The sequence below is a fragment of the Brevundimonas fluminis genome (assembly GCF_003934285.1).
Taxonomy (GTDB): domain Bacteria; phylum Pseudomonadota; class Alphaproteobacteria; order Caulobacterales; family Caulobacteraceae; genus Brevundimonas; species Brevundimonas fluminis.
Genome location: NZ_RQWJ01000003.1, coordinates 651,879 through 676,741, shown reverse-complemented (window position 1 = coordinate 676,741; position 24,863 = coordinate 651,879). Strand labels below are relative to the sequence as shown.

Sequence of the window (24,863 nt, the reverse complement as noted above, 5' to 3'; positions counted from 1 at the left end):
CACGGCCGGAGCGACGCCTGAAGCTGAGGTTCGCGTGAACCCCTGCCCTGCAAGGACTTCCCGGCATACGACTGAAACCGGTCAAGGCGGACCGACGGCGCCGCCACCGGCCGCTGATCAGGTCCGGGCGACCGGGCGCGTCGACGCGTCGGGGTTGAGGCGCAGGCCGCGGCGGCCGGCGAAGATCAGCACCTCCTGGCCCCGGGCCGCCCACAGCTCCAGCATTTCGCGATAAGGCGCGGCGCGCCACGCATGGGGCCGGGACGGATCACATTCGACGATCAGACGGCCCGCGTCCGCGTGCATGACAAAGCCGCTCACCGTCGGCTTCCACGACTCGTCCAGGGCCTCGGTCAGCAGCCAGGTGCAGTTGAAGACCCGGCAGGAGGCGGGGCGGGCCTCGTAGGCGTCGCAGCCGCGCCCGCGCCGGAAGTGGACGCACCACCTGCCCGCGGGCTTTTCCAATTCCGTCACGCCCATCAGCTTGCAGCACAGGCCGCAGTCGCCACAGGTCTTCACAGCCGCGCTTGCATCATTCGCGACTCGCTCGCAGATTGAGAATCGTTCGCAAGCGGAGGCGTGCCATGATGCTGCTGATCCCGGCCCCGGAGCTGATCGCCCGGATGCGGGCCGAGCGCGAGAAGCGGGCGGCGCGACCGAAGCCCACGCCGCCCGCCCGCCACTAGATCACTCGGCCGCCGCGGCGGCGCGCGGCCAGCCATTGTTGGCCAGGTCGGCGTCGGCCGTCTGCTGCATGGGATCCACCATGACGGAGGCGACCGTCTTGTCGGTCACGTGCTGCCAGGTGACCCTGCGGTTGTTGGTGCGCCAGATTTCGGCCGGGATCTTGATCGTCTCCATCGTGCCGTCGTCGTAGGTGAACTGGACGATGATCGGCATCACGACGCCGCCCACGTTCGAGAAGGTGAGGCGGTACAGCTTGCCGTCGAAGCTCCCCGCGCGGCGGATCAGGTCGTCGAATTGACCGCTCTTGGACGCGGCCCAGACACGGCGCTGCTCGTCCGTGATCGGAAACTCGGCGGAGCCCTCGTCGGACGGGTTGTCGAGCGCGGGCATGCGCTCGACCAGCGGCACGCGGCCCTCGGCGCGGTCGGCCAGGACGGTGACGGACGGCGGCTCGGGCGCCGGCGGCGTCGCCGGGCCCTGCTGCTGCTGACCGCCGGCGTCCGGCTGCTCCATCGTGGCGACGACGACATTGTCCAGCGAGATGTCGACGTGGTCGGTCGAGTAGAACCAGCCGCGCCAGAACCAGTCGAGGTCCATGCCCGAGACCTCTTCCATCGTGCGGAAGAAGTCGTAGGGCGTGGCGCGCTTGAACTTCCAGCGACGGCCGTACTCGGCGAAGGCCCGGTCGAACAGCTCGCGGCCCATGACCGTCTCGCGCAAGACCGTCAGCGCCACGCCCGGTTTCACGTAGCCCTCGTAGCCGTAGTTCGTCAGGCTCTGGGCGTTGGTCATCAGCGGCTGCTGGTTCTCCGACAGCATGTGGCGAATGATGCCGCCGCGCGGCTCGCCCGAGGCGTCGAAGTCCGCGTCCCACAGCTTCTCGGCCTGGAACTCGACGAAGGTGTTGATGCCCTCGTCCATCCAGACCCACTGACGCTCGTCGGAGTTGACGATCATCGGGAACCAGATGTGGCCGATCTCGTGGATGATCACGCCGGCCAAGGCGTATTTCACGTCGTCCACGCGCTGGGGCGTGCCGTCGGCGGCGCGGATCGGGCGCGCGCCGTTGAAGGTGATCATCGGATACTCCATCCCGCCGACCGGGCCGTTCACCGACTGGGCGGTGGGATAGGGATAGGGGAAGGTCGCCTCGCCATAGACTTCCAGCGCGTGCGCCACGGCGCGGGTCGAGACCTGGTCCCACAGCGGGCGCGCCTCGCCCGGATAGAAGGACATGGCCATGACGACCGGCATCTCGGGATCGCCGTTCGGCACGCCCATGGCGTCCCAGACGAATTTGCGCGAGCTGGCCCAGGCGAAGTCGCGGACGTTCTCGGCACGGAAGGTCCAGGTGCGGGTGCCGTCGACCGAGCCCAGCTCGGCGGCCGCGGCCTCGGCCGGATTGACGATGTAGACCGGGTCGGTGGCGGTGCGGGCCGCGGCCATGCGGCGGCGCTGCTCGGCGGTCAGGATGTTGTCGTTGCGCAGCACCCCGGAGGCGGCGACGACGTGATCGGCCGGAACCGTGATCGACACCTCGTAGTCCCCGAACTCCAGCGGGAACTCCGATCCGAGGTAGGGCAGCTGGTGCCAGCCTTCATAGTCCGAGAAGGCGGCGAGGCGGGGGAACCACTGGGCCAGCTGGAAGATGCAGTCGGACCCGCCGTCCGAGGCGCGGAAGCACTCATAGCCCGAACGGCCGCCGGTCAGATCGCCGTCGCCGATCGCCAGGCTGTAGCCCATGTTGAACGTCACGCTCTCGCCCGGCTTCAGCGGCGCGGGCAGGTCGATGCGCATCAGAGCGTCGTTGACCAGGAACGGCAACGGCCGGCCCCGGGCGTCGGTGACCGTCAGGTCGCTGAAGCCGCCCTCCCAGTCCTGGTAGATGAGCACCTGGGCAATGTCGAACATGCCGTAGGTGCCCTCGTCGCCCGTCGTCGAGGTGACGCGGTCCATGGAGTCGCGCTTGAAGCCGTTCTGGTCCAGAAGCAACCAGAGGTAGGGAAGCTCGTGAGGCGAGTTGTTTCGATAGGTGATGCGCTGGTTGCCCGTCAGGCTGCGGCCCGCCTCGTCGAGACGCACGTCGATGACGTAGTCGACCTTCTGCTGCCAGTACTCCGGTCCGGGCTGGCCCGTCGCGGCGCGATAGACGTTGGGAGTCGGCCAGTCCTCGCCCTCGAACTGGCGGAAGGCGTCCTCGTACTCGCCCTTCGACTGGTCCGCCGCGCCGACGCTGACCTGGGCCTGGGTCGCCGAGGCAAGGAGCGCCAGGCCGGAGGCGGCCACCATCAGAAGTTTCAGCCGCATCGTCGTGCTCCGGTCGGAAAAGCGTCGAAATCGCGGGCGGACCTTAGCCGGCCAAAGCTGCGACGCAAGGGCGCAGGCGGCGCGCTTCTCACCGTCTCCTCAGGCCATGCTCATGCCAGCCGGCCCGGAACGCGCCAATTCTCCGACCGACCACGCCCCGGGAGCCCGCCATGTCCCCCTCATCCGCCGCCGATCATGGCGCGATTGCGGCCAAGGTGTTGGAGGATTGCCGAAATTTAACCGGTCAGCGGCCGCGCTGCGGCGTATGGCGAATACCAACAAGATCATCGAACCCGACTCTCTCGAAAGACCTTCCCATGCGCTCCCGCACGCTGCTGGCGACCACCGCGCTCGCCCTGCTCCTCGCCCTGCCCGCCGGCGCCGTCCTGGCCCAGGACCGGCCGCAGCCGCGCACCGAGGAGGAGGCCGAACGCGCCGAAGAAGACACCCAGGTCGAGGAGGTCGTGGTTCAGGGCTTGCGCCCCGACATCCTGACCCAGGCCGACCGGATGAGCTACAACGTCGGCAACGATCTGCAGGCCCAGTCGGGCTCCGTCGCCGACGTGTTGCGCAACGTGCCGGGCGTCGAGGTCGACCTGCAGGGCAACGTCAGCCTGCGCGGCGACGGCAACGTGACGATCCTGATCGACGGACGTCCGTCGGCCATGTTCAGCGGCGGCAGCCGGGCGGACGCCCTCCAGGCCATGTCGGGCGGCACGCTTGAGCGCGTCGAGGTCATCACCAATCCGTCGGCGGCTTTCAGCCCCGAGGGATCGGGCGGCATCATCAATCTGGTGACGAAGAAGACCACCGAGGCCACGCAGTCGGGCACCCTTCGCCTCGGATACGGCGGCGACGACCGGTATAACGTCTCGATCAGCGGGAGCCGTCGCGACGGCGCCCTGACGCTGGCCGGCGACGTCGGATATCGCGTGCAGGCCAATGAGCAGGAATCGAGCCGCACCCGCTTCCGTCCCGGGCCGACGCCCGCCGACGAGCGGATCGAGCAGAACGAAGGGCTCAACGAGGGCCGCTTCGAGGCCATGAACGCCCGGATCAGCGCCGATTACGACCTGAACGAGCGCGACCGTGTGAGTGGCGAACTGGGCTGGCGCGAGTTCAGCGTCGACGGCGTCGGCCAGGAACTGTTCACCCGGGAGAACGGGACCGGCGTCTTGCTGGACGCCTACGTGCGCGACGGCGCGGCCGAGTTCACGAATGAGGGTCTGAACGGCCGCACCTCCTTCCGGCGCAAGTTCGGGGAGCAGCACGAGCTGGTGGTCGATCTGGAATACGGCACGAACGAGAACGAGCGCCTGACCGAGGCGACGACCGACGTCACCGCCGGCGGCGGTTCGGACTCAGTCGAGCGGATCGGCGGCTCTACCACTTCCGACGAATGGGGCGTCAAGGTCGACTACACCCGTCCGATGGGTGAGCGCCGGACCCTGAAGGTGGGCTATGAGCTGGACGTCGAGGACAACGAGTTCGACAACTTCGGCTTCCGCGGGCCCGACTTCGCGAGCCTTGCGCCGGTGGCGGGACTGAACAGCCTGTTCCGCTACGACGAGACGATCCACGCGGCTTACGGCACTTACGACCGGCCCTTCGGCGATCTGGACGTCCAGTTCGGCCTGCGCCTGGAGCAGGTGGAGTTCGAGCTCGATCAGGTGACCCAGAACGTTCAGGTCGAGCGCGACTACTTCCGCGCCTACCCGACCCTGAACTTCGGCTACCAGTTGACCGAGAGCCAGCGGTTGCGCGGCGGCTACAGCCGGCGGATCGCCCGGCCCTCGCCGCAGGACCTGAATCCGTTCACCGTCTACATCGACCCGCAGAACCTGCGACGCGGCAATCCGGACCTGGAGCCCGAGATCACCGACAGCTACGAGCTGGGCTGGCAGATGCGTGCCGGCCGGACCTTCTACTCGGCCACGGCCTTCTATCGCGACAGCTCGGGCGGCGTGACCGACGTCGTGCAGGACCTTGGCGGCGGGGTGGTGCTGACGACCCGCGAGAACCTGGGCGAATCGCAGCGCATGGGCGTGGAGTTCATCGCCAACGGCCAGCTGCCGTTCGGCATCAGCTACAATGCGTCGGGCACCGTGTTCCGCAACGACATCTTCGTGCCGGGCGTCGCGGGGGCGGACCGCAGCGGAACCAGCGCCAGCGTGCGCGCCTCGATCAACTGGCAGCCGACGCCGGACGATTTCTTCCAGATCAACGGCTTCTACAACGGCGAACAGCTGCAGGCGCAGGGCTATCGAGAGGCGTTCGGCATCCTGAACCTGGGCTACCGCCGCAAGCTCACCGACGACCTGAGCCTGACGCTGACGGGGGTCAACATCCTCGACACCGCGGAGCAGAAGATCGTCGTGGACACCCCGGCGTTCAGCGACCGTGTGACCGCGCGCTTCCAGGAGCCGGCCTTCTTCGTCGGCCTGACCTGGAACTTCGGCGGCGGTCCGCGCCGTCAGGAGCCCGCGTTCGACTTCAACACCGGCGCAGGCGGGCCGGGCTGAGTTCTGCGAGAGTCTGCGCCCGGCAGGCGCCCAAGCCTTGACCTGCCGGGCGGAATGACTCAGAACGCCCGGCGCGGCCGCGGCCGCAGGTGACGTGCGTCCTTAGCTCAGTTGGTTAGAGCATCTGACTTTTAATCAGAGGGTCCTCGGTTCGAGCCCGAGAGGACGTACCACTCCCCCCCGCTTCATGAGGTTCTGCGTCATGGGGCCGCTTTCCGACCTCCGCATCATCGAGTTCGACGGGCTGGGCCCGGTGACGTTCGCAGGCATGCTGCTCGCCGACATGGGAGCGCGTGTGCTGAGGCTGACGCGCGCGTCCTCGGCCGGGGCGGCGGCGTTCCAGGAGGTCGGCGGGGCGGTGATGCATCGCGGTCGGACCGCCGTCGCCGTAGACCTGAAGTCGCCCGGCGACCGCGAGCGCGTGCTGGATCTGCTGGCGCGCGCAGACGCCCTGATCGAGGGGTTCCGTCCGGGCGTGATGGAGAGGCTGGGCCTGGGTCCAGCCGACGTCGCGAGGCGCGCGCCGGCCCTGGTCTATGGACGCGTCACGGGCTGGGGTCAGTCGGGGCCGCTGGCGGATCAGGTCGGGCACGACATCAACTATCTGGCCCTGTCGGGCGCGCTCCATGCGATGGGGGAGCCGGATCGCCCTCCGCGCCCTCCCCTGAACCTGGTGGGGGACTACGCGGCCGGCGCCCAGGGTCTGGTCGTCGGCGTTCTGGCGGGCGTGCTGGAAGCGCGGAGGACCGGCGTGGGCCGCGTCGTCGATTCCGCCATGACGGACGGCGCGGCGCAGCTCATGGGCCTGTTCTCGGGCCTCGCCGCGCGCGGATTGTGGAGCGAGGCGCGGGGCGCCAACCTGCTGGACGGCGGCGCGCCCTTCTATCGCTGCTACGCCTGTCGCGACGGAGGGTTCGTGGCGGTGGGGGCGCTGGAGCCGCGATTCTACGCCGCGCTTCTGGCCGGGCTCGGGCTAGAGCCGGACGCGGCTCCCCAGCATGATCCGACGCGGTGGCCCGCTCTGCACGAACTGTTCGCCTCGGTGTTCGCCACGGCCGACCGGGACGTCTGGGCCGAGCGCTTCGCCGGAACGGAAGCCTGCGTCACGCCGGTCCTGACACCTTCGGAGGCGCGAGAACACCCGCACAACGTCGCCCGCGGCACGTTCGACGCCCGCGGCTTCCCGCGGCCGGCGCCGGTCTTCGACGGTGCTCGCGCCCAACCCGACCCCGCGGATTCGATGAGCCTCCGGGAAGCCCTGGCGGTCTGGGACGCCTAGGCCGCGGCCCGGGCGGAGGCGCTTTCCTGGCATGCTTCGGCGAGGGCCGCGATCAAGAGGGCGGGTTCGATGGGCTTGGTCAGATAGCGGGCCACGCCGGCCTCGGCCCAGGCTGCGCGATGGACGTCCAGCGCGTTGGCCGTGAGGGCGATCACCGGGGTCCGGGCGTTGGCGCCGCCGGCGCGGATCGCCCTCGTCGCCTGCAGGCCGTCCAAGACCGGCATCTGCATGTCCATCAGGATGGCGTCGAACCGCTCCAGCGCGGCCGCGTCGACGGCCTCGGCCCCGTTCTCGACGCTGACCAGCCGGCAGCCGTGGGGCTCGAGCAGCAGGGCGAGGATGCGCCGGTTCACCTCGTGGTCGTCGGCGGCGAGGATCACGCGCCCACTGAGAACGGGGCCGACGTCTTCTCGTGCCGCCGCAGTGCGCGCCGGCGCGCCGACGGCGGCCACGGGCAGGATCAGGGTGAAGGTCGAGCCGACGCCCTCCTCGCTGTCGACCTCCAGCGAGCCGCCCATCAGCTCGGCCAGGCGGCGGCAGATGGCCAAGCCCAGGCCGGTGCCGCCATAGCGTCGCGTGGTGCCGGCCTCCACCTGTTCGAAGCTGTTGAACACGCCCGCCAGCCTCGCCTTCGGAATGCCGATGCCGGTGTCCTCGACGGCAACGCTCAGGGTCGAGGCGGACTCGGCCCAGGCCACGCGGACGCGGATCTCGCCGTCGCGGGTGAACTTCACGGCGTTGGAAAGAAGGTTGAACAGGATCTGCTGGAACCGCAGAGGATCGGTTCGAACGCATTCGGGCACGTCGTCGGCGACGGCGACGGTCAGGCGGACGCCCTCGGCCCGCGCGCGCGGCGACCAGATGCGGGACACGGCCGAGATGCGCTCGCGCACGTCCATCTCTGCGTCTTCCATCTCCATCTTGCCGGCCTCGATCTTGGAGAAGTCCAGCACGTCGTTGAGCAGGCCCATCAGCACATCGCCGGCGTCCGCCAGCATGTCGACGTGTTCGCGCTGACGGGCGTCGAGCCGGGTCCGCCGCAGCAGGGTGGCGGCCGACAGGACGGCGTTCATGGGGGTGCGGATCTCGTGGCTGATGGTGGCCAGGAAGTCGGACTTGGCGGCGCTGGCGATCTGGGCGCGGCCGCGCTCGGCCTGGGCGACGGCGTTGGCCTCGCGCAGGGAGCGGGTCGTGGCCGAGGTCTGGCGCACGGCCGCGACCAGATGGGCGACGTAGAGAAGGCAGGCGATGGCGACGAGCAGGACGTGCCAGTTGCCCTGCAACGCCGCGCTCACGACCGGCAACCCGAGAAAATAGGCCCCGTGCGGGATCACCGCCGCCATCAGGAGGGCCTTCTCGTGGTGCATGTGCAAGCTGACGTGCAGCAGGGCCCCGGCGATCTGGACCATGGCGAACTGCTGACCAAGGGTGCCGCCCTGGAACCAGAGGTAGGCTGCGATGGCGGAATAGACCGTCGTGGTCAGCGCGGCCGAGGCCAGGCAGGCGGCCTTGTGAAGGCCGCGGGGCTCGGCGGTCGCGCCGCGCGTGAGGGACCGGAACACGGCCCAGTCCAGGGTCTGGGTCAGGATCACGGCCCCAAACCACCAGAGAGGCCAGGTCGACTGCTGGATGGCCCAGGCGGTGCCGCCGATGAAGGCCGCCAGCGCGATGCGCGTCGGCAGCTCCTTCCGCCGGACGCGGGCCACGAAGGCGAAACCGGAACCTGACATGCGAACGCTCCCTCAGCGTCAAGTTTCGCAGTCGAAATGCAAAGGAAGGGTTGCCTCCCGGCCCCCGTGACCTGCCCACGGAACCCCGCTATGGAACGGTCAAGCCGGCCGGACGTTCGGCCGTTTGGATCCATCCGGGGGAAGCTGAACCATGAAGCGAATTCTGACTCTTGCGGCCGTCGGAGCCGCCTTCGTCGTCGCCGCGTGCGACCGCCCCGAACCCACCGACGAGGGCCTGGAGCCGTCCCCTCCCGTCGAGGTGGCCCCGCCCCCCGCCGAGATGCCGCCGGCAGAGACCGCGCCGACTCCGACCCCGCCGACCGACACCACCGCCCTGCCGGAGGACAAGCGCACGTCCGAAGAGACGGTGCGACCGGAAAGCGAGACCCTCTTCTACTGACGATCCCGGCGCCCCGGCGCCCGCTGGAACAGGCGACCGCTTGAAATCCCTCGTGCAGAGACTCGGCCTGGGTCTGGCGGCCTGGGCCGCCGGCGCCGCCGTGGCTTGGGCCGACCCCACCGCCGAAATCCGCGGCGAGATGCCGGACGAACTGCGGGCCCAGCTGGTTCAGGCCGTCGGGGAGTCGGACGGCCCGCCGTCGAACCGTTTCGAGGCCCGCCGTCGCGCGCGCGCCGCGGCGGAGGACGCCACCGCCCTTCTGCGCTCCGAAGGCTATTACCAGGCCACGGTGCAGGACGAGGTGGTGGGCGAGGAGGCGCCCGTCGCCGTCGTGGTCGTGGTGATCGGTCCGCGCTTCCTCCTCGCCACGCCCACCGTCACCTGGACCGACGAGGTGCCGTCGCCCGAGATCGATCAGGCGGCACGGAGCGAACTGGACCTCACCACCGGCGATCCGGGCCGCGCCATCGACGTCATCGCCGCGGAAGGTCGGCTTGTGGCGGCCCTCAGCCGTCGGGGTCACGCCGACGCAAGAGCCACGCCGCGTCGGGTGGTCGTCGATCACGCCAGCCTCACGGTCGAGCCCGAATACCGCATCGACGCCGGCCCGCTGGTGACGCTGAACGGCGTGCGGCTTGAGACGCGCGGTCGGACCAACGCGGACTGGGTCGACTATCTTCGGCCGTGGGAGGAAGGCGACGTCTACGATCCGGAGCAGGTGGCCGAGCTGGAGCGCCGGCTGCTGGAGACCGGGGTCTATGACGGCGTGGGCGTGGCGCTGGCGCCCGCCGAACAGGTCACGGCGGGCGGCGACCGACCGGTCATCGTGACCCTGACGGACCGGCCCCGCCGCATTCTTGAGGTCGGCGCGACCATCTCGACCGGCGAAGGCGCGGGCGTCGATGCGATCTGGACGCATCACAACCGCTTCGGCCGGGCCGACACGCTGCGGTATCAGGCGCGGATCGCCGACATCGACAGCCGTATCGGCGCCGATCTGAGTCTGCCGCATTGGCGGCGCCCCGGGCGGACCCTCACGCTGTCCGGCGCGCTGGTGAACGAAGACACCGACGCCTACGTCCGCACGGCCCTGACCGCCTCGGCCGACCTGCGCCAGCGCATCGGCCGGACCTCCTACTTCACCTACGGGATCGGTCTCGACGCGGGGCAGTACAAGGAGAACCGCTTCGACCCGGCGACCCAGCTACCGATCAGCTTCGACCGGGATCTGGTCATCCTGACCGGACGCGGCAGCGCGTACACCGACGCGTCGAACGACCCGCTGGATCCCACGCGCGGCTGGCGGCTGTTCGTCTCCGCCCAGCCGACCGCCGTGGCGGGCGAGGACACGGTCCTGTTCGTGCGGGCAGAGGCCCAGGTCAGCGCCTATCTGCCGATCCAGGACGACGCCCGGACGGTGCTGGCGGGACGCGTGCGCCTCGGCTCCATTCTCGGCGGGGACGAGCTGACCGTTCCGTCGGACCGGCTGTTCTATTCCGGCGGCGGCGGCTCGGTGCGGGGCTACAGCTATCAGGGCGTGGGTCCGCGCCTGCCGGACAACACGCCGCGTGGAGGCATCTCCCTGTTCGAAAGCTCGATCGAGGCCCGGCACAAGCTGCGGGGGGCGCTGGGCGTGGCGGTCTTCGTCGACGCCGGGGCCGTCGGCTTTCAGGAGTACCCCGACTTCAACGACGTTCGTTTCGGCGCCGGCATCGGCGTTCGCTATGACCTGCCGTTCGGGCCGATCCGCGCGGACATCGCCTTCCCGCTGGACCGGCGCGACGGCGACGCGAGCTTCCAGATCTACGTCAGCATCGGCCAGGCCTTCTGATGGTCGACGCGCCCGAAACGCCTGAGGCCGAAGATCCTCCCGCCGTCGTGGAGGAAAAGAAGAAGCGCACGCGGCTGCAGGCCATCGCCTTCTTCGGCGGCATGGGGCTGGCCGCACTCGTGGCGCTGCTGATCGTCGCTCTGGTCGGCGGGCGTCTGTATCTGCTGTCGGGTCCCGGACGGGAGCTCGTGACGAGCTTCGTCGCCGGCAAGAAGATCGGCCGGTACGGACGCATCAACGTCTATGACGTGCGGGGCGACCTGTTCGACGACTTCACCATCGGCCGGGTGACCATCACCGATCGGCGAGGCGTGTGGCTGGAGGCCACGGAAGTCCGCGTCGACTGGAGCTATCTGCCGCTGATCACCCGGCGCTTTCACGCCGACGAGATGAGCGCGGAGCGCATCCGTCTGTTGCGGCGACCGGAGGTGGAGCCGTCGACCGACCCGCCCCGCGCCCTGCCGCTGGACGTCGACGTCGACGCCTTCCGTGCCGAGGTCGAGCTGCTGGAGGGATTCAGCAAGGAATACGGCCTCTGGCGCCTGTCGGGCAACGCCGCCGTGCCCCGCGTCGGACCCAAGGAGGGCACGCTGGCCGCCGTCAGCCTGTCGCGGCCCGGCGACTTCCTGAACGCCCGCTTCACGCTGGGAAACAAGCTGTCCGACCTGCGCCTGAACCTGCGCGCCGAGGAGGCGCGCGGGGGGCCGCTGGCCGGGGCCATGGGCTATTCGCCCGACGAAGCCTTCAGCGCCGTGGCGGTGGTCACGGGGTCGGTCGTCGACGCCCGCGTGCGATCGGGCACGTTCGTTCCTCTGCGCATTCAGGGCCGGTTCGGCGAGGACGGCTCGAAGATGTCGGGCTACGTCGATTTCGGCCGGTCGGATCTGCTCGCCCCCTTCGCGCAACGCCTCGGCCGGACGGCGCGGTTCGGCGTCGCCAGCGTTCCGGACCGCGACCGGGAAGGCTTCCACGGCGTGGCCTGGGACTTCCGCGCCGACAACATCCAGACGCAGGCGCGCGGCTATCTGAAGCTGAGCGATCAGTCCGTGCCCGACGGGCTGGATCTGCGCGTGACGACGCCGAACCTGGCGCGACTGACCGGGACCTCGATGGGCGGAGGCGCGGCCTTGCTGGGACGCTATTCCGGCGAGCCCGACGAGTGGACGTTCGACGGCCAGATGAGCGTGCTGAACGCCGATCTGGCGAGCTGGCGCGCCGCGCGGCTGGCGGGTCCGGTGCAGCTGAGGGTGACCGGAGGCAAGATCGACCTCGACGGCAGGCTGAGCGCCACCGGCGGCACGAACGCCGGGTTGGTGGGCGGGCTTCTGGGCCGTTCGGCCTACGTCGAGCTGTCGGCGACGCGCGATTCGGACGGGGCGGTGCTCCTGCGAAGCCTGGACCTCACCGGCGAGGGCGTGAGGGTCGAGGGGCAAGGCTCTCGCACCATCGCCGGCGCCCTGGCCTTCCGCGGCCGGGCGGAGATAACCGACGTGGGCCGCATCCGCCCCGGCGGCGCCGGCGCCTTCGGGGGTCCGCTCACGGCCACGGCCCCCAGCGTGGGCGGTCAGTGGCGCATATCGTTCGACGGACGCGGGCGGCGTCTGTCCACGGGCGTCGGCGAGGTGGACCGGCTGCTGGGGCCGCAGCCGCGGCTGCAGGCGACCGGAATTCTTGACGGCAACCGCGTCCTGATCGACGCGGCGGCCCTGACCGGCGCCGAGGGTTCGGCGACGACCAAGGGGATCATCGGCTTCGACGGCTCGATGCGGCTGGCCCTCGACTGGCAGGCCGAGGGTCCGTTCGGGGTCGGTCCGGTGGAGATCGCCGGCGCCATGCGCGGCGACGGAGGCCTGACCGGCACCTTCGCCCAGCCACGGGCGGACCTGCGCGCCGCCTTCGAGCGCGTCGAGATCGGCGCGCTGGAGCTCAGCGAGGCGCGGATGATCCTGACCTTCGCCAAGGGGCCGAACGAGACCGACGGCCGGATCGCGGTGACCGCAGGCTCGCCCTACGGATCCGCCCGCGCCGTGGCGGCCTTCAGCCTGGCCCGGAACCGGACGCGACTGACCGGTCTGGATCTGAACGCCGGCGGCGTGACCGCGCAGGGAGACGTCACCCTGTCGCGGGGCTTCCCGTCCAGCGCCGACCTGACCTTCGCCGCCCGGCCCGGCGCCTTCCTGCGCTCGGGAACGCTGAACGGCCGGGTGCGCCTCACCGACGGCGACGCCTCTGAAAGCGCCGTTCTGAACGTCAGCGGGCGCAACGTGACCTTCGCCGGCTCGAACCTGTCGATCCGGACGCTGGAACTGCAGGGCGCAGGCTCGCTGTCGAACCTGCCCTTCACCGCCGCCGTGGACGTCGGCGGCGGGACCCCGCTCCAGTTCACGGGCGAGGGCGTCTATGCCCGCACCGGCGGCGCGCAGACCGTCACGCTGAACGGCGACGGGCGTGTGCGGGAGATCGCCTTCTCGACGCGCAGACCGCTGGTCTTCGCCATGGCCGACGACGGCCGGGTGATCCGCGCCGACGTGGCAGTGGGCGGCGGCGTGTTGATCGGCGAGTACAGATCCGACGCCCGCGCGACCTTCATCCAAGCCGACCTGACCAGCGTGGAACTGGGGTCGCTGGTCGCAGATCTGCGCGGACGGGCGACCGGCACGGTTTCGCTTCGAGGCGCAGGCGCGGAACTGAACGGCTCGGCCCAGTTGAGCCTCCAGGGCGTCCGGAGCGTCGACGCGCCGCGCGACGTGTCGGTGGATGGCGTGCTGAACGCGACCCTGGTCGACGACCGCCTGCGCCTGGTTGCCCAGGCACGCGACGAGGGGGCGGTGGAAGCTTCCGCCGACGTGACCCTTCCCGTCGTGTCGTCGGCCGCGCCGCTGCGGCTGGCCATCGACCGTACCAGGCCCCTGTCGGGCGAGGTCTCGGCCCAGGGCGAGATCCGGCCGATCTGGGATCTGTTCCTCGGCGGGCAGAGATCCCTGTCGGGTCAGGTCCAGGCTCGGGCGCAACTCGGCGGCAGCCTGAACGAGCTGCGATTGAACGGCCGGATGGATCTGTCCAGGGGCGCGTTCCGGGACAGTTCCTCCGGACTGAGGCTCGAAGACCTCGGCCTGGCCGTGCGGTTCGACGACGAGACGGCCCTGATCGAGACCTTCGCCGCGTCCGACGGCGACGGCGGGACCGTGTCCGGCGACGGCCGGCTGGGTCTGCGACAGGGCAGCGCCTCGAGCTTCCGGCTGCAGCTCGCGAACTTCCGCGTCATCGACAACGACCTGGCCAACGCGCGCGCCTCCGGCCCTCTCACGGTGGAGCGGCGGACCGACGGCAACATCACCCTGGCCGGCCGGCTGGACGTGGATGAAGCGCGGATCGAGCCCAATCTGCCCGGATCCAACGGCATCGTGCAGATGGACGTCGTCGAGGTTAACCGACCCGGCGGCGTTCCCGACGACGACGAGGCGGAGCGCGCGCCCGCCGGCCCGCAGATCGGTCTGGCCATCCAGATCCGCTCGCCCGGCGGGGACGTGCGCGTGGTGGGACGGGGCCTGAACGTGGAGCTGAACGTCAATGCCGAGGTGCGCGGCACGGTGAACCGGCCGATCCTGACCGGGGTGGCGCGCGTGGTTCGCGGCGACTACGAGTTCGCCGGCAAGCGCTTCGTGTTCGACGAGGACGGCCGCGTCGTCCTTTCGACCGACCCGTCGCAAATCCGGCTCAACCTGGCCGCGACGCGCGACGACCCGGCCCTTACGGCCACCATCCGCGTGACCGGCACGGCGGCGCGACCCGACATCACCCTGACCTCGGCGCCCGCCTTGCCGCAGGACGAGATCCTTTCGCAGGTCCTGTTCGGGCGGTCCGCGTCCCAGCTGTCGCCGGTCGAGGCTGCGCAGCTGGCCTCCGGCGTCGCGTCTCTGGCCGGCGGGGGCGGATTCGACGTGTTCGGCAACCTTCGCGAACTCGCCGGTCTTGATCGCCTCTCCTTCGGAGCCGAGGCCTCGGGCCTGACGGTGGCCGGCGGCCGCTACATCTCGGACGACGTCTATCTGGAGATCATCGGCGGCGGCGAAGGCGGGGCCGCGGTGAGCGTGGAGTGGCAGCCGCGCCGGAACCTGGCGGTCCAGTCGAAGTTCGGCGGTCAGGGCGAGGCCAGCCTGTCCATCCGCTGGCGGCGCGAGAGCGGGCGTACCGACGATCGACGTGACCGGCGCCCGAACCGCGAGCGCGGCGCGGACTAGGTCAGGCTTCGCGCCGCAGCTGTCCCATGCGGGAGATGCCCCTGAGCGTCACGGCGTGCAGCAGGACGCAGAGGGCCAGTAGGGGCACGCCGATCAACGTCCAGGCGTTGGCGTCGCCAGGATTGAGCGCCAACTCCAGCAACCGGTCGCCCAACCGGTAGACGAGCAGGACGAGGAAGACGATCGGGATGAAGCTGCCCCGCCGACGCCAGTGCCACGCCGCCAGAATGACCTGGATGACGGCCCAGGCGGCGACGATGACGACGCCCATCTCGACCATGCCGTTCTCGACCATCCCCTGGAGGATGGCCGAGGTCTGGGGCGACTGCTCCGCGAACCGGCGCGCCTCCTCCGAGGCCGCCATGCGCATGGCGTCGACATGTTGGCTCATGAGCGCCGAGCCGACCGCCGACATGGCCCCGGAAATCACGAGGGCGAGCGTGGAGGCGCCTGCGGCCGTCCTCGCCTCCGCCTCTCCCCGCAACGGGACGAGCGGGTTGATCAGATAGATCCACTGGGCCATCGCCACGTTTCCCCCTGCGATTCCCGGCGATGCTACGCCCAGTCGCGCCGCGCGCGAAGCGGCTTCGCCTTCACCTTTGACGCCGGGAAGGCTAATCCCCCCCCATGTCGTTCACGACCTTCGAACAGACGGTGCTGGACCGGGTGGCGGCCGACGTCGGCCGACTGGTGGATCGGGCCGTCGGCTGGGCGGAGGTCAATTCCGGCAGCGGCAATGCGCCGGGGCTGGCGCGGATGCTGGACCTGCTGGAAGCGGAGGCCACCCGACTGCCCTGCGCCGTCGAGCGCGTGGCGACGGCCGATTCGGTCACCGTCGGCGAGCAGGGCGAAGTGACGGTGCGGCCGCATGCGCCCGCGCTGAAGCTGACCTGCAGACCCGGGGCGCCGATCCAGATCGTGCTGACCGGCCATTACGACACGGTCTTTCCCGCCGCGTCGCCGTTCCAATCCGTGGCGCGGCGCGCCGACGGCGCCCTGAACGGGCCCGGCATCGCCGACATGAAGGGCGGCATCTCGGTGATGCTGGGGGCGCTGGAGGCGTTCGAGAGCCACCCCGCGCGCGACGGCGTCGGCTGGACCGTGCTGCTGTCGCCGGACGAGGAGATCGGCTCGCCGGGCTCGGCCCCATTGCTGGCGGAACTGGGCGCCCGGGGACACCTGGGCCTGACTTATGAGCCGTCGCTGCCGGACGGCACGTTGGCCGGCGCGCGGAAGGGCAGCGGAAACTTCCATCTGGTGGTCCATGGCAAGGCCGCCCACGCCGGCCGGGCCTTCCATGAGGGGGCCAATGCGGTCGCCGGCGCGGCGATCGTCGCGGCGCGGCTGCATGAACTGAATGGGCGGCGGGAAGGGGTGACCGTCAACGTCGCCAAAATCAGCGGCGGCGGCGCGCTGAACGTCGTGGCCGACCGGGCGGTGGTGCGGTTCAACGTCCGCGTCCCGGACAGCCAGTCCGCCGCCTGGGTGACCGACGCGGTGGGCGAGATCGCGGGCGCCCCTCCCCTGCCCGGCCTCAGCCTGCATCTGCACGGCGGCATGACCCGGGCGCCGAAGCCGATGGACGCGGCCCAGACCGAGCTGTTCGAGGCGGTGCGGGCGACCGGCGCCCTGCTGGGTCAGACGATCGCGTGGAAGCCTTCGGGCGGGGTGTGCGAGGGCAACAACCTGCATGCCGCGGGCCTGCCCAACGTCGACACCCTGGGTGTCGTCGGCGGGGACATCCATTCGGACCAGGAGTTCGCCTGGCCGGACAGCTTCGCCGAGCGCGCGCGGCTCAGCGCCCTGATCCTGTGCCGCGTCGCTTCCGGAGAGATCGACGCCGCCCGCCTGAAACGCATTCGTCTGGAGACCGCGTAACCCGCATGCTCGTCGTCCGCCCCGCCGGCCCCGCCGACCTCGACTTCCTGCTGGAGCTGGCCATCCTGTCCGGGCCCGGCTTCACCAGCCTGCCCGAGGATCCGGACCAGCTCTCGGAGCGACTGGACCTCTGCCGCGACAGTTTCGCCGGCGCGGTGCCGAAGGAGCAGGCCTGGTACACGCTGATGCTGGAGGAAACCGACACCGGCGACGTCGACGGCGTGGGCTCGGTCAAGGCCACGGTGGGGCTGAAGCGGCCCTTCTTCAGCTTCCGGGTGCAGAACACGACCCAGTCGTCGCCCAGCCTGGGCGTGCGGCTGGAACACCAGACGCTGAAGCTGGTCAACGAATGCACCGGCTGGACCGAGGTCGGCTCGCTGTTCCTGAAAGCGGACCGGAGGAAGGGCGGGGCCGGGCGGCTGCTGAGCCAGTCGCGCTACATGCTGATCGGGGCCCAGCCGGACCTGTTCGCCGAAACGGTGCTGGCAGAGCTGCGCGGCGTGTTCACGCCCGACGGCGCCTGCCCCTTCTGGGACCATGTCGCGCACAAATTCTTCCCGATGGAGTTCGACGAGGCCGACCGGATGACCGGCTCGACCGACAAGCAGTTCATCCTGGACCTTGCCCCGCGCGAGCCGATCTACATCGAGCTGCTGCCGGAGCCCGCGCGAGCCGTCATCGGCAAGGTGCACCCGCAGGGCGTCCCGGCCATGGCGCTGCTGGAATCCGAGGGCTTCCGGCCGAACGGTCTGGTCGACATCTTCGACGCGGGCCCCACCGTCACCTGCCGCCGCGACGACATCCGGACGGTGCGCGACGCGCGCGCGCTGACGGCGCGGATCGTGGATCAGCCGGACGCCGAACTGCCGGCCCTGATCTCCACCGCCAGCGTCGCCGGCTTCCGCGCCGTGCGGCAGAAGGCGGCGATCGACGGCGATCATGCCCATATCGACGCCGAAACCGCCGCCGCCCTGAAGGTGCGGGACGGCGACCCGATCCGCGTGAAGAGCTGAGCCGATGACCCGACTGATCTCCACCGACCCCGCGACCGGCGACGTCGTCTGGGAAGGTGACGCTTCTTCCCTCGGCGAGGTCGAGCGCGCGGCGGTCATGGCGCGACGCGCCTTTCCCGACTGGGCCGACCGGCCGCGGCAGTTCCGCATCGACGCGCTGAAGCGATACCAGGCGGCGCTGAAGGCGCGGGCGCCGGAGATCGCCGAGGCCATCAGCCGCGAGACCGGCAAGGCGCTGTGGGAGACCACCGCCGAGCTGGCGGCCATGCAGGGCAAGGTCGACATCTCCATCCGCGCCTATGACGAGCGCACCGGCGAGCGCGAGACCCCGACCGGCTTCGGCCGCGCGGTCCTGCGACACCGGCCGCACGGCGTGGCGGCGGTGCTGGGGCCGTTCAACTTCCCCGGTCACCTGCCCAACGGCCACATCGTGCCGGCGCTGCTGGCGGGCGACACGGTCGTGTTCAAGCCGTCCGAGGAAGCGCCGCTGACCGGGCAGCTGATGATGGAGTGCCTGCGCGAGGCCGGCCTGCCGGAGGGGGTGGTCAACGTCGTGCAGGGCGGACGCGAGGTGGGGCAGGCCCTGCTGAGCCAGGACATCGACGCCCTGATGTTCACCGGCTCGGGCGCGGCGGGCGCGCACTTCAAGCGCCAGTTCGCCGAGAACCCGCACGTGATCCTGGCGCTGGAGCTGGGCGGCAACAATCCGCTGGTCGTCTGGGACGCCAAGGACGCCGAGGCCGTGGCCGGCATCGTGGCCATGAGCGCCTTCGTCACCACCGGCCAGCGCTGCTCCTGCGCGCGGCGGCTGATCGTCGAGGCGGGGCCCAAGGGCGACGCGGTGATCGAGGCCGTGGCCGCGATCATGGACCGGCTGAGCTATGCGCCGTGGAATTCGACGCCCGAGCCGTTCGGCGGCCCGCTGATCTCTGCCCGGGCGGCTGCGCAGGCGCGCGAGGCCTTGCAGGCGCGGATCGACATGGGCGCGCGGGTGATCCGCGACACGGGCCCGGTCGACGGGCTGTCGGACGCCTTCGTGAAGCCGGCGCTGATCGACGTGACGGATGTGGCCGTGCCGGACGAGGAGATCTTCGCCCCCTTCCTGTCGGTCCAGCGCGTGCCCTTGTTCGACGAGGCGATCGCGGCGGCGAACCGGACGAAGTACGGCCTGTCCGCCGGGCTGGTGAGCGACGATCCGGCGAAGTGGGACCGGTTCATCACCCGCATCCGCGCCGGCGTCGTGAACTTCAACCGCCCGACCACCGGCGCGGCGGGCGACATGCCGTTCGGGGGGCTCGGCGCCAGCGGCAATCACCGGCCCAGCGCGTACTACGCCGCCGACTACTGCGCCTATCCGGTGGCCAGCTTCGAGGCCGGCGAGGTCCGGAACATCGAGGGCGAGATGAAGGGGCTGCGGGCGTGATCCCTCCCGCCGTCGAGGCCAATGCCGACGGGCTGATCGGGCCGACGCACTCCTATGCGGGGCTGTCGCCGGGAAATCTGGCGTCAGGCAAGAACCGGGGACTGGCGTCCAATCCGAAGGCGGCGGTGCTGCAGGGGCTGCAGAAGATGCGGCTGCTGGCCGATCTGGGCCTCCCGCAGTTCGTGCTGCCGCCGCAGGAGCGGCCGGACATCGCGTTTCTCAGGTCGCTGGGCTTCGTCGGCTCGGACGCGACGGTTCTGGCGGACGCGTGGCGCGACGCCCCCGCCTTCGCCGCCGCCGCCTGCTCCGCCTCGGCCATGTGGGCCGCCAACGCCGCGACGGTGACGCCCAGCGCGGACAGCGCCGACGGTCGGGTGCACTTCACCCCGGCCAATCTGGTGACCAACCTGCACCGCTCGCTGGAGCACCGGCAGACGACGCGGGCGCTGGACGCCCTGTTTCCCGATCCGGACCGGTTCGCCGTTCACGACGCCCTGCCGCCCGTCGCCCATCTGGCTGACGAGGGCGCCGCCAACCACGTGCGCCTGTGCGCCGAGCACGGCGCGCCGGGCGTCAACCTGATGGTCTGGGGGCGCGAAGCCTGGGAGGGCTGGACCGGCCTGTTTCCGGCCCGGCAGACCCGCGAGGCCTCCGACGCCGTCATGCGGCGGCACGGGGCGACCGGCGCGGTGCTGGCGCGGCAGTCGCGCGACGCCATCGCCGGCGGCACCTTCCATAACGACGTGGTCTGCGTCGGCGCGCTGAACGTGCTGTTCCACCACGAGCTGGCGTTCGAGGACACGGCCGCGACGCACGAGGCCATCCGCCGCGCCGCCGACGGCCGGTTCGAGCCGGTGTTCGTCGAGGTCTCGAACGCCGACCTGCCGCTGGGCGACGCCATCGCCAGCTATCTGTTCAACTCCATGCTGATCCAGGTTCCGGGGCACAACCGGCTGACGCTGATCTGCCCGACGGAGACGCAGGAGAATGCGCGCAGCCGTGCGGTCACGGAGCGGCTGGTCGCCTCCAACGGTCCGATCGGAGAGGTCCGGTTCGTCGACGTGCGCCAGTCCATGCGCAACGGCGGCGGCCCCGCCTGCCTGCGCCTGCGCGTCGTGATGACGGATGCGGAGCTGGCGGCGACCAATCCGGCGATGCGGCTGACGCCGGAGCTGCACGACCGGCTGACGATCTGGGCCGAGCGGCACTACCGCGACGAGCTGGTGGCGCGCGACCTGGCCGATCCCGACCTGCTGAACGAGAGCCGTGCGGCGCTGGAGGAGCTCACCGGCATCCTTCGGCTGGGGTCGGACTTCTACCCCTTCCAGCGCGCCTAGGCCGCGAAGCGTCCGCCCCGCGCGGCATAGGCCTGGGTGCCGTGGGTGAAGACCTCGTCGTGCTCCAGCACGGCGTCGATGGGGATCGTCTCGGCGTCCTTGAGCCGGGCATAGATCGGGCCGAAGTCCTGCAGGGTCTCGCGCTTCAGGCGCTCGATCGAATCGATGACGAAATAGACCTGCTGGAAGTCGTCGATGCGGTAGAGGGTGCGCATGACCCGCTCCAGATCGAAGCCGATGCGGTTGGGCGACGGGTCTTCCAGAGAGAAGACGCTCTCGGTGGCCGACGAGACGATGCCGGCGCCGTAGATGCGCAGGCCGCCAGGGTCCTGCATCAGGCCGAACTCGACGGTGTACCAATACAGGCGCGCCAGGTTGGGCAGCATGCCCAGAGACGCCGCGCGCTGGCCGCCCTTGCCGTAGGCCTCCATGTAGTCGGCGAAGTCCGGGTCCGTCAGCATCGGCACGTGGCCGAAGACGTCGTGGAAGATGTCCGGCTCCTGCAGATAGTCCAGCTGATCCGGCTTGCGGATGAACTGGCCCGACGGGAAGCGCCGGTTGGCCAGATGGTCGAAGAAGACCTCATCGGGCACCAGGCCGGGGACGCAGACCACGGTCCAGCCAGTCAGGGCCTGAAGCTTGGGATTCATGACCTCGAAGTCGGGGATGCCGCCGGTGTTCAGGTCCAGCGCGTCCAGCCCCTTCAGGAAGACGTCGGCCGCGCGGCCGGGCAGAATCCTCATTTGCCGCGCGTAGAGAGTGTTCCACGTCTCGTGCTCGACCGGGGTGTAGGCGCCCCAGTTCTGGGGAATCGTCCAGTCCTCGGCGGCGCCCTCGGGCGGCTTGTCGAAGACGTGTTCGAAGTCGGACATGGGACGATCTCCTGCCTTCGCGCTCTTGCGGCGCGTCGGGCGGAACCTAGGCGCGAGACGACGCGGACGCCAGCGTCAGTGCAGTCGGTGCGCGGCCGGGGTCATGCGACCGGAAGCGTCCTTGCGCAGCCATCCGGCCGGAAGGTCGATGGCGTCGACGCCCGCCGGAGCGAGAACGTCCTCTGCCGCATAGGCGACGAAGCCACCCTCCTCGCCGGTGGCGAGGACGCGGTAGAACGGCTGGGCCGCTTCGACATGGCCGACGTCCGCCGGGACGCCGGCGTAGGCGGCGTCCACGTCCACAACGACGCCGGCGAAGGCGTGATCGCGGTGCCGGACGGCCTGGCCAAGGCGAAAGCGAGCTGTGGGAACCTGGGTCATGCGCACAAGATACGGTCGCGCTTCTGAGCCGGACCCGAGCGCGCCGTTCATCTTCCTGACAGGCTCGGCATTGCGCGGACGGTTCGCCGCGCTATCGTCGTCGGCGACGGGGGTCGCTTTCGGACCGCCCAAAGAAAGTTCGGCCATGCCGGAGATCGACGGCGCGCCCGCGCGGCGCGACGCCCGGTCCCAACGCCGTGACGGCGGCGGTCGGGAAGCGCCCCTGTACGGCGCGCTCGACCTCGGGACCAACAACTGTCGTCTGCTGATCGCCCGCCCGGCGCGCGAGGGTTTCCGCGTGGTGGACAGCTTCAGCCGGATCGTGCGGCTGGGCGAGGGCGTGTCGCGCAGCGGGCGTCTCGACGACGCCGCCATGGACCGGGCCTATGACGCGCTGGACCAGTGCGCCGAACGACTGGCGCGACGGGGGATCGAAGGCGCGCGGATCAGCGCAGTGGCGACGCAGGCCTGCCGTCAGGCGGCCAACGGCGCCGAGTTCGTGGAGCGGGTGCGCACGGGCACCGGGCTGAAGCTGCGGATCATCGGACCGGAGGAAGAGGCGGCCCTGTCGGTCGAGGGGTGCCGCAACCTGCTGGACGCGCGGCACGAGGCGGCTCTGGTGATCGACGTCGGCGGGGGTTCGACCGAACTGTCGTGGATGCGGGGAGACGGCCGCGGCTTCACGACGGTGGCGTGGATGAGCGCGCCGGTCGGGGTGGTGACCCTGGCCGAGGCCCATCCGGAGCCGGAGGACGGGCTGACCGACTGGTTCGAGGCGATGGTCGCAACCATGGCCCGGGCGCTGGAAGCGGCGGACTGTCCGGACGACCTGACGGCGGCGTTCCATGACGGACGGGGGCATCTGGTCGGAACCTCAGGCGCCATCACCAGCCTGGCGGGCGTGCATCTGGGGCTGAGACGGTACCGCCGGGACCAGGTCGACGGGCTGTGGATGACGCGGAGCGACTGCGCCGCCGCGGCGAGAAAGCTGCTGCATCTGGGACCCCGGGGTCGGGCCGCGGACAGTTGCATCGGGCAGGAGCGCGCCGACCTGGTGATGGCGGGCGCCGCGATCCTGGAGGCGGTGCAGCGGGGCTGGCCCAGCGAGCGGGTGCGCGTGGCCGATCGCGGCCTGCGCGAAGGTCTGCTTCTGCAGCGCATGAGGGAAGACCGGCAGGGCGGCCGGTCGCGACGCCGACGCCGCCGACGCGGCGGCGGTCAGGCCGGCGGCGGCGCGGGCGGGGGCGGCGGCGAAACCTGAACCGGCAGGCTCAGGTCGCAGATCGAGAAGTCCGCGCCCCGATCAGCCCGCATCTGCGAGACCATGCCTCCGAAGGCCGGGTTGTCGGCCCGCATGACGTGGACCACCGGCCGTTCGGCTTCGGGAAGGTCGGCGACGACGCGGGCGCGGATCATTCGATCCGGCTCGGTCACCACGCCGGACGGGTCGGTGCCGGCCTTCAGCGCGCGGACGACGTCCAGCCCCTCCAGCGTCATGCCCCAGATGGTGTAGCGCTTGTCCAGCGACGGATAGGCCTGCCGCATGATGAAGAACTGGCTGTTGGCCGTGTCCGGATCCTCGTCGCGCGCCATGCCCGCGACCCCGGGGCAATAGAGGCCCCAGGCGTGAACCTTGCCGTCCGAGGTGCCGGACATCAGACCATCCGGCTGGGTCTGGACGGGCAGGCTGTTCATGAACCCCAGCACCGCGCCGGTTGGAGCGGCGACGGGAGCGAACGGCAGGTCAGTCCCGCGCCGGAAGGTGAACTCGCCGATCAGGTCGGGCCAGGCGCTCTGCCCCTCGCCGGTGCCGAGCGGATCGCCGGTCTGGGCCATGAACCAGTCGATGACCCGGTGCCAGACGAGACCGTCGTAAACGCCGAGCCGCGACAGCAGCCGGATCCGCTCGACGTGCAGGGGCGCGGCCTCGGGCGTCAGTTCGAGGATGATCCGACCCTTGCTGGTGTCGATCAGGAGGAGGTTCTCCGGCGCCACGCGACGCCAGCCTGCCTCGTCCATGGCCATTCCCGTCGATCCGGGCGTGGCCCCGAGACGGGGGTCCTGTGCCGTGGCCGAGCCGGCGATCGCCGAGAAGGCGACGGAAATGGTCAACGCGATCAGTCTCTTCACGGCGTCACCTCCACCACGGGCATCAGGTCACAGACATTGAAGGAGCCGCCGCGCGCGGTGCGCGTGGTCTCGATCGACGCCTGATAGGTCGGGCTGGACGGGTCCATGACGCGAACCGTAGGCCGGTCGCCGGCCGGCATCGCCTCCGCGGTACGCACGCGGGTCATGCGGTCCGGCTCGCCCCGCACGGCGCCGTCCTGGGCGTCCTCGCCCGCCTTGATGGCCCGGACGGCGTCCATGCCCTGAAGCACGCGACCGAAAGGGGTGTAGGCGCCGTTGAGTCGGTCGTTCCGGCCGGTCATCAGGTAAAACTGGCTGTTGGCGCTGTCGATCGGCCCGGACCGCGCCATGCCGACCGTCGCCGGACAGAACAATCCGTGCGCGGGGGTCTTCTTGTCGACGGTGAACATCATCTGGGCGTCCGGCTGGCTGGAGACGGGCATCGACCCCATCAGGCCGACCAGACCAGCCCCCGCGTTCGGCACCGCGACGAACCCGTCCTCGGCGCCGCGCCGGAAGGCGAACTCGGCCTTGACGTCCGGCAGGTCGCTGCCGCCCGCACCGGTGCCCGTCGGATCGCCGGTCTGGGCCATGAAGCCCGGAATGACGCGGTGAAAGGGCACGCCGTCGTAGAAGCCCTGATCGGCCAACGTCCGCACCCGCTCGACGTGGTTCGGGGCCATGCGGGGCTCCATCTCCACCAGGATGCGCCCGTGGACGGTGTCGATGACCAGCAGATTGGCGGGATCGACCGTGCGCCAGACGTCCTGTGCCGACGCCGAACCGGCGAACAGGGCCGCGACGGCGGCGAAGCAGGCGGCGAACTTCATTC

Annotated in this window: 18 protein-coding genes and 1 tRNA gene; 11 read left to right on the top strand and 8 right to left on the bottom strand. The window is 70.5% G+C overall.

All coding sequences use genetic code 11. The features are described 5' to 3' along the window. Positions 1-117: 117 nt before the first annotated feature. Complete coding sequence (locus tag EFJ44_RS08305; protein WP_125256715.1) at positions 118-519, bottom strand: YkgJ family cysteine cluster protein; 402 nt, start codon at positions 517-519, stop codon at positions 118-120. A 168-nt stretch (positions 520-687) separates the two neighbouring features. Then, positions 688-2,994, bottom strand: coding sequence for a M1 family metallopeptidase (locus EFJ44_RS08300; protein WP_125256714.1), 2,307 nt, complete (start codon positions 2,992-2,994; stop codon positions 688-690). Between the two features lie 317 nt (positions 2,995-3,311). Between EFJ44_RS08300 and EFJ44_RS08295 the strand changes: the two genes are divergently transcribed. The 3 genes from EFJ44_RS08295 (at position 3,312) to EFJ44_RS08285 (ending at position 6,795) form a co-directional block, all read left to right on the top strand. Continuing rightward, positions 3,312-5,516 (top strand): TonB-dependent receptor domain-containing protein, encoded by a 2,205-nt coding sequence (locus EFJ44_RS08295; RefSeq protein ID WP_164511886.1) that lies wholly within the window; start codon positions 3,312-3,314, stop codon positions 5,514-5,516. A 96-nt stretch (positions 5,517-5,612) separates the two neighbouring features. Further along, positions 5,613-5,689, top strand: a tRNA-Lys gene (locus tag EFJ44_RS08290). 29 nt (positions 5,690-5,718) lie between these two features. Next, entirely contained in the window at positions 5,719-6,795 is a 1,077-nt protein-coding gene (locus tag EFJ44_RS08285) for a CaiB/BaiF CoA transferase family protein (protein ID WP_164511885.1), read from the top strand. Here EFJ44_RS08285 and EFJ44_RS08280 read toward each other — a convergent pair. Further along, a complete protein-coding gene (locus EFJ44_RS08280) occupies positions 6,792-8,525 on the bottom strand; it encodes an ATP-binding protein (RefSeq protein WP_125256711.1) in 1,734 nt (577 codons plus the stop codon). The two genes, EFJ44_RS08285 and EFJ44_RS08280, sit on opposite strands and share 4 nt — an antisense overlap. 151 nt (positions 8,526-8,676) lie before the next feature. On the opposite strand from EFJ44_RS08280, the gene EFJ44_RS13835 reads away from it, so the two are divergent. Genes EFJ44_RS13835 through EFJ44_RS08265 form a run of 3 tightly spaced genes read left to right on the top strand, consistent with a single transcriptional unit; the run spans position 8,677 to position 14,997 of the window. Next, positions 8,677-8,925, top strand: a complete 249-nt coding sequence (locus tag EFJ44_RS13835; RefSeq protein ID WP_164511884.1) for a hypothetical protein — start codon at positions 8,677-8,679, stop codon at positions 8,923-8,925. 52 nt (positions 8,926-8,977) lie between these two features. After that, the gene (locus EFJ44_RS08270; RefSeq protein ID WP_338142281.1) at positions 8,978-10,756 is read left to right on the top strand and encodes an autotransporter assembly complex protein TamA; all 1,779 of its coding nucleotides are present in this window, start codon (positions 8,978-8,980) and stop codon (positions 10,754-10,756) included. After that, entirely contained in the window at positions 10,756-14,997 is a 4,242-nt protein-coding gene (locus tag EFJ44_RS08265; protein WP_125256709.1) for a translocation/assembly module TamB domain-containing protein, read from the top strand. The genes EFJ44_RS08270 and EFJ44_RS08265 overlap by 1 nt, the downstream gene beginning before the upstream one ends. Before the next feature lies 1 nt (position 14,998). On the opposite strand, the gene EFJ44_RS08260 is transcribed toward EFJ44_RS08265, so the two are convergent. Next, entirely contained in the window at positions 14,999-15,520 is a 522-nt protein-coding gene (locus EFJ44_RS08260) for a hypothetical protein (protein ID WP_125256708.1), read from the bottom strand. A 104-nt stretch (positions 15,521-15,624) separates the two neighbouring features. Here EFJ44_RS08260 and EFJ44_RS08255 point away from each other — a divergent pair, with 104 nt between their 5' ends. From EFJ44_RS08255 to astB, 4 genes are read left to right on the top strand one after another with little or no spacing between them, the layout of a single operon-like run. After that, positions 15,625-16,875, top strand: a complete 1,251-nt coding sequence (locus EFJ44_RS08255; protein ID WP_125256707.1) for a hydrolase — start codon at positions 15,625-15,627, stop codon at positions 16,873-16,875. A 5-nt stretch (positions 16,876-16,880) separates the two neighbouring features. After that, the gene (locus tag EFJ44_RS08250) at positions 16,881-17,888 is read left to right on the top strand and encodes an arginine N-succinyltransferase (protein ID WP_125256706.1); all 1,008 of its coding nucleotides are present in this window, start codon (positions 16,881-16,883) and stop codon (positions 17,886-17,888) included. A gap of 4 nt (positions 17,889-17,892) precedes the next feature. Then, entirely contained in the window at positions 17,893-19,311 is a 1,419-nt protein-coding gene (gene astD / locus EFJ44_RS08245) for a succinylglutamate-semialdehyde dehydrogenase (RefSeq protein WP_125256705.1), read from the top strand. After that, a complete protein-coding gene (astB, locus tag EFJ44_RS08240) occupies positions 19,311-20,648 on the top strand; it encodes an N-succinylarginine dihydrolase (protein ID WP_125256843.1) in 1,338 nt (445 codons plus the stop codon). The genes astD and astB overlap by 1 nt, the downstream gene beginning before the upstream one ends. Here astB and phhA read toward each other — a convergent pair. Both phhA and hspQ read right to left on the bottom strand, forming a co-directional pair. Beyond that, a complete protein-coding gene (phhA, locus tag EFJ44_RS08235) occupies positions 20,645-21,520 on the bottom strand; it encodes a phenylalanine 4-monooxygenase (protein ID WP_125256704.1) in 876 nt (291 codons plus the stop codon). The two genes, astB and phhA, sit on opposite strands and share 4 nt — an antisense overlap. A 75-nt stretch (positions 21,521-21,595) precedes the next feature. Further along, positions 21,596-21,901, bottom strand: a complete 306-nt coding sequence (hspQ, locus tag EFJ44_RS08230) for a heat shock protein HspQ (RefSeq protein ID WP_125256703.1) — start codon at positions 21,899-21,901, stop codon at positions 21,596-21,598. A gap of 145 nt (positions 21,902-22,046) precedes the next feature. Here hspQ and EFJ44_RS08225 point away from each other — a divergent pair, with 145 nt between their 5' ends. After that, entirely contained in the window at positions 22,047-23,162 is a 1,116-nt protein-coding gene (locus tag EFJ44_RS08225; protein ID WP_125256702.1) for a Ppx/GppA phosphatase family protein, read from the top strand. On the opposite strand, the gene EFJ44_RS08220 is transcribed toward EFJ44_RS08225, so the two are convergent. Beyond that, positions 23,120-24,031, bottom strand: a complete 912-nt coding sequence (locus EFJ44_RS08220; RefSeq protein WP_241209720.1) for a peptidylprolyl isomerase — start codon at positions 24,029-24,031, stop codon at positions 23,120-23,122. The genes EFJ44_RS08225 and EFJ44_RS08220 overlap by 43 nt on opposite strands. After that, the gene (locus EFJ44_RS08215; protein WP_125256701.1) at positions 24,028-24,861 is read right to left on the bottom strand and encodes a peptidylprolyl isomerase; all 834 of its coding nucleotides are present in this window, start codon (positions 24,859-24,861) and stop codon (positions 24,028-24,030) included. The genes EFJ44_RS08220 and EFJ44_RS08215 overlap by 4 nt, the downstream gene beginning before the upstream one ends. Positions 24,862-24,863 lie beyond the last annotated feature (2 nt).

Coding starts and splice junctions, on each gene's coding strand:
- EFJ44_RS08300 (WP_125256714.1), bottom strand. CDS start 2,994: ATGCGGCTGAAACTTCTGATGGTGGCCGCCTCCGGCCTGGCGCTCCTT.
- EFJ44_RS08295 (WP_164511886.1), top strand. CDS start 3,312: ATGCGCTCCCGCACGCTGCTGGCGACCACCGCGCTCGCCCTGCTCCTC.
- EFJ44_RS08285 (WP_164511885.1), top strand. CDS start 5,719: ATGGGGCCGCTTTCCGACCTCCGCATCATCGAGTTCGACGGGCTGGGC.
- EFJ44_RS08280 (WP_125256711.1), bottom strand. CDS start 8,525: ATGTCAGGTTCCGGTTTCGCCTTCGTGGCCCGCGTCCGGCGGAAGGAG.
- EFJ44_RS13835 (WP_164511884.1), top strand. CDS start 8,677: ATGAAGCGAATTCTGACTCTTGCGGCCGTCGGAGCCGCCTTCGTCGTC.
- EFJ44_RS08265 (WP_125256709.1), top strand. CDS start 10,756: ATGGTCGACGCGCCCGAAACGCCTGAGGCCGAAGATCCTCCCGCCGTC.
- EFJ44_RS08260 (WP_125256708.1), bottom strand. CDS start 15,520: ATGGCCCAGTGGATCTATCTGATCAACCCGCTCGTCCCGTTGCGGGGA.
- EFJ44_RS08255 (WP_125256707.1), top strand. CDS start 15,625: ATGTCGTTCACGACCTTCGAACAGACGGTGCTGGACCGGGTGGCGGCC.
- EFJ44_RS08250 (WP_125256706.1), top strand. CDS start 16,881: ATGCTCGTCGTCCGCCCCGCCGGCCCCGCCGACCTCGACTTCCTGCTG.
- astD (WP_125256705.1), top strand. CDS start 17,893: ATGACCCGACTGATCTCCACCGACCCCGCGACCGGCGACGTCGTCTGG.
- phhA (WP_125256704.1), bottom strand. CDS start 21,520: ATGTCCGACTTCGAACACGTCTTCGACAAGCCGCCCGAGGGCGCCGCC.
- hspQ (WP_125256703.1), bottom strand. CDS start 21,901: ATGACCCAGGTTCCCACAGCTCGCTTTCGCCTTGGCCAGGCCGTCCGG.
- EFJ44_RS08225 (WP_125256702.1), top strand. CDS start 22,047: ATGCCGGAGATCGACGGCGCGCCCGCGCGGCGCGACGCCCGGTCCCAA.
- EFJ44_RS08215 (WP_125256701.1), bottom strand. CDS start 24,861: ATGAAGTTCGCCGCCTGCTTCGCCGCCGTCGCGGCCCTGTTCGCCGGT.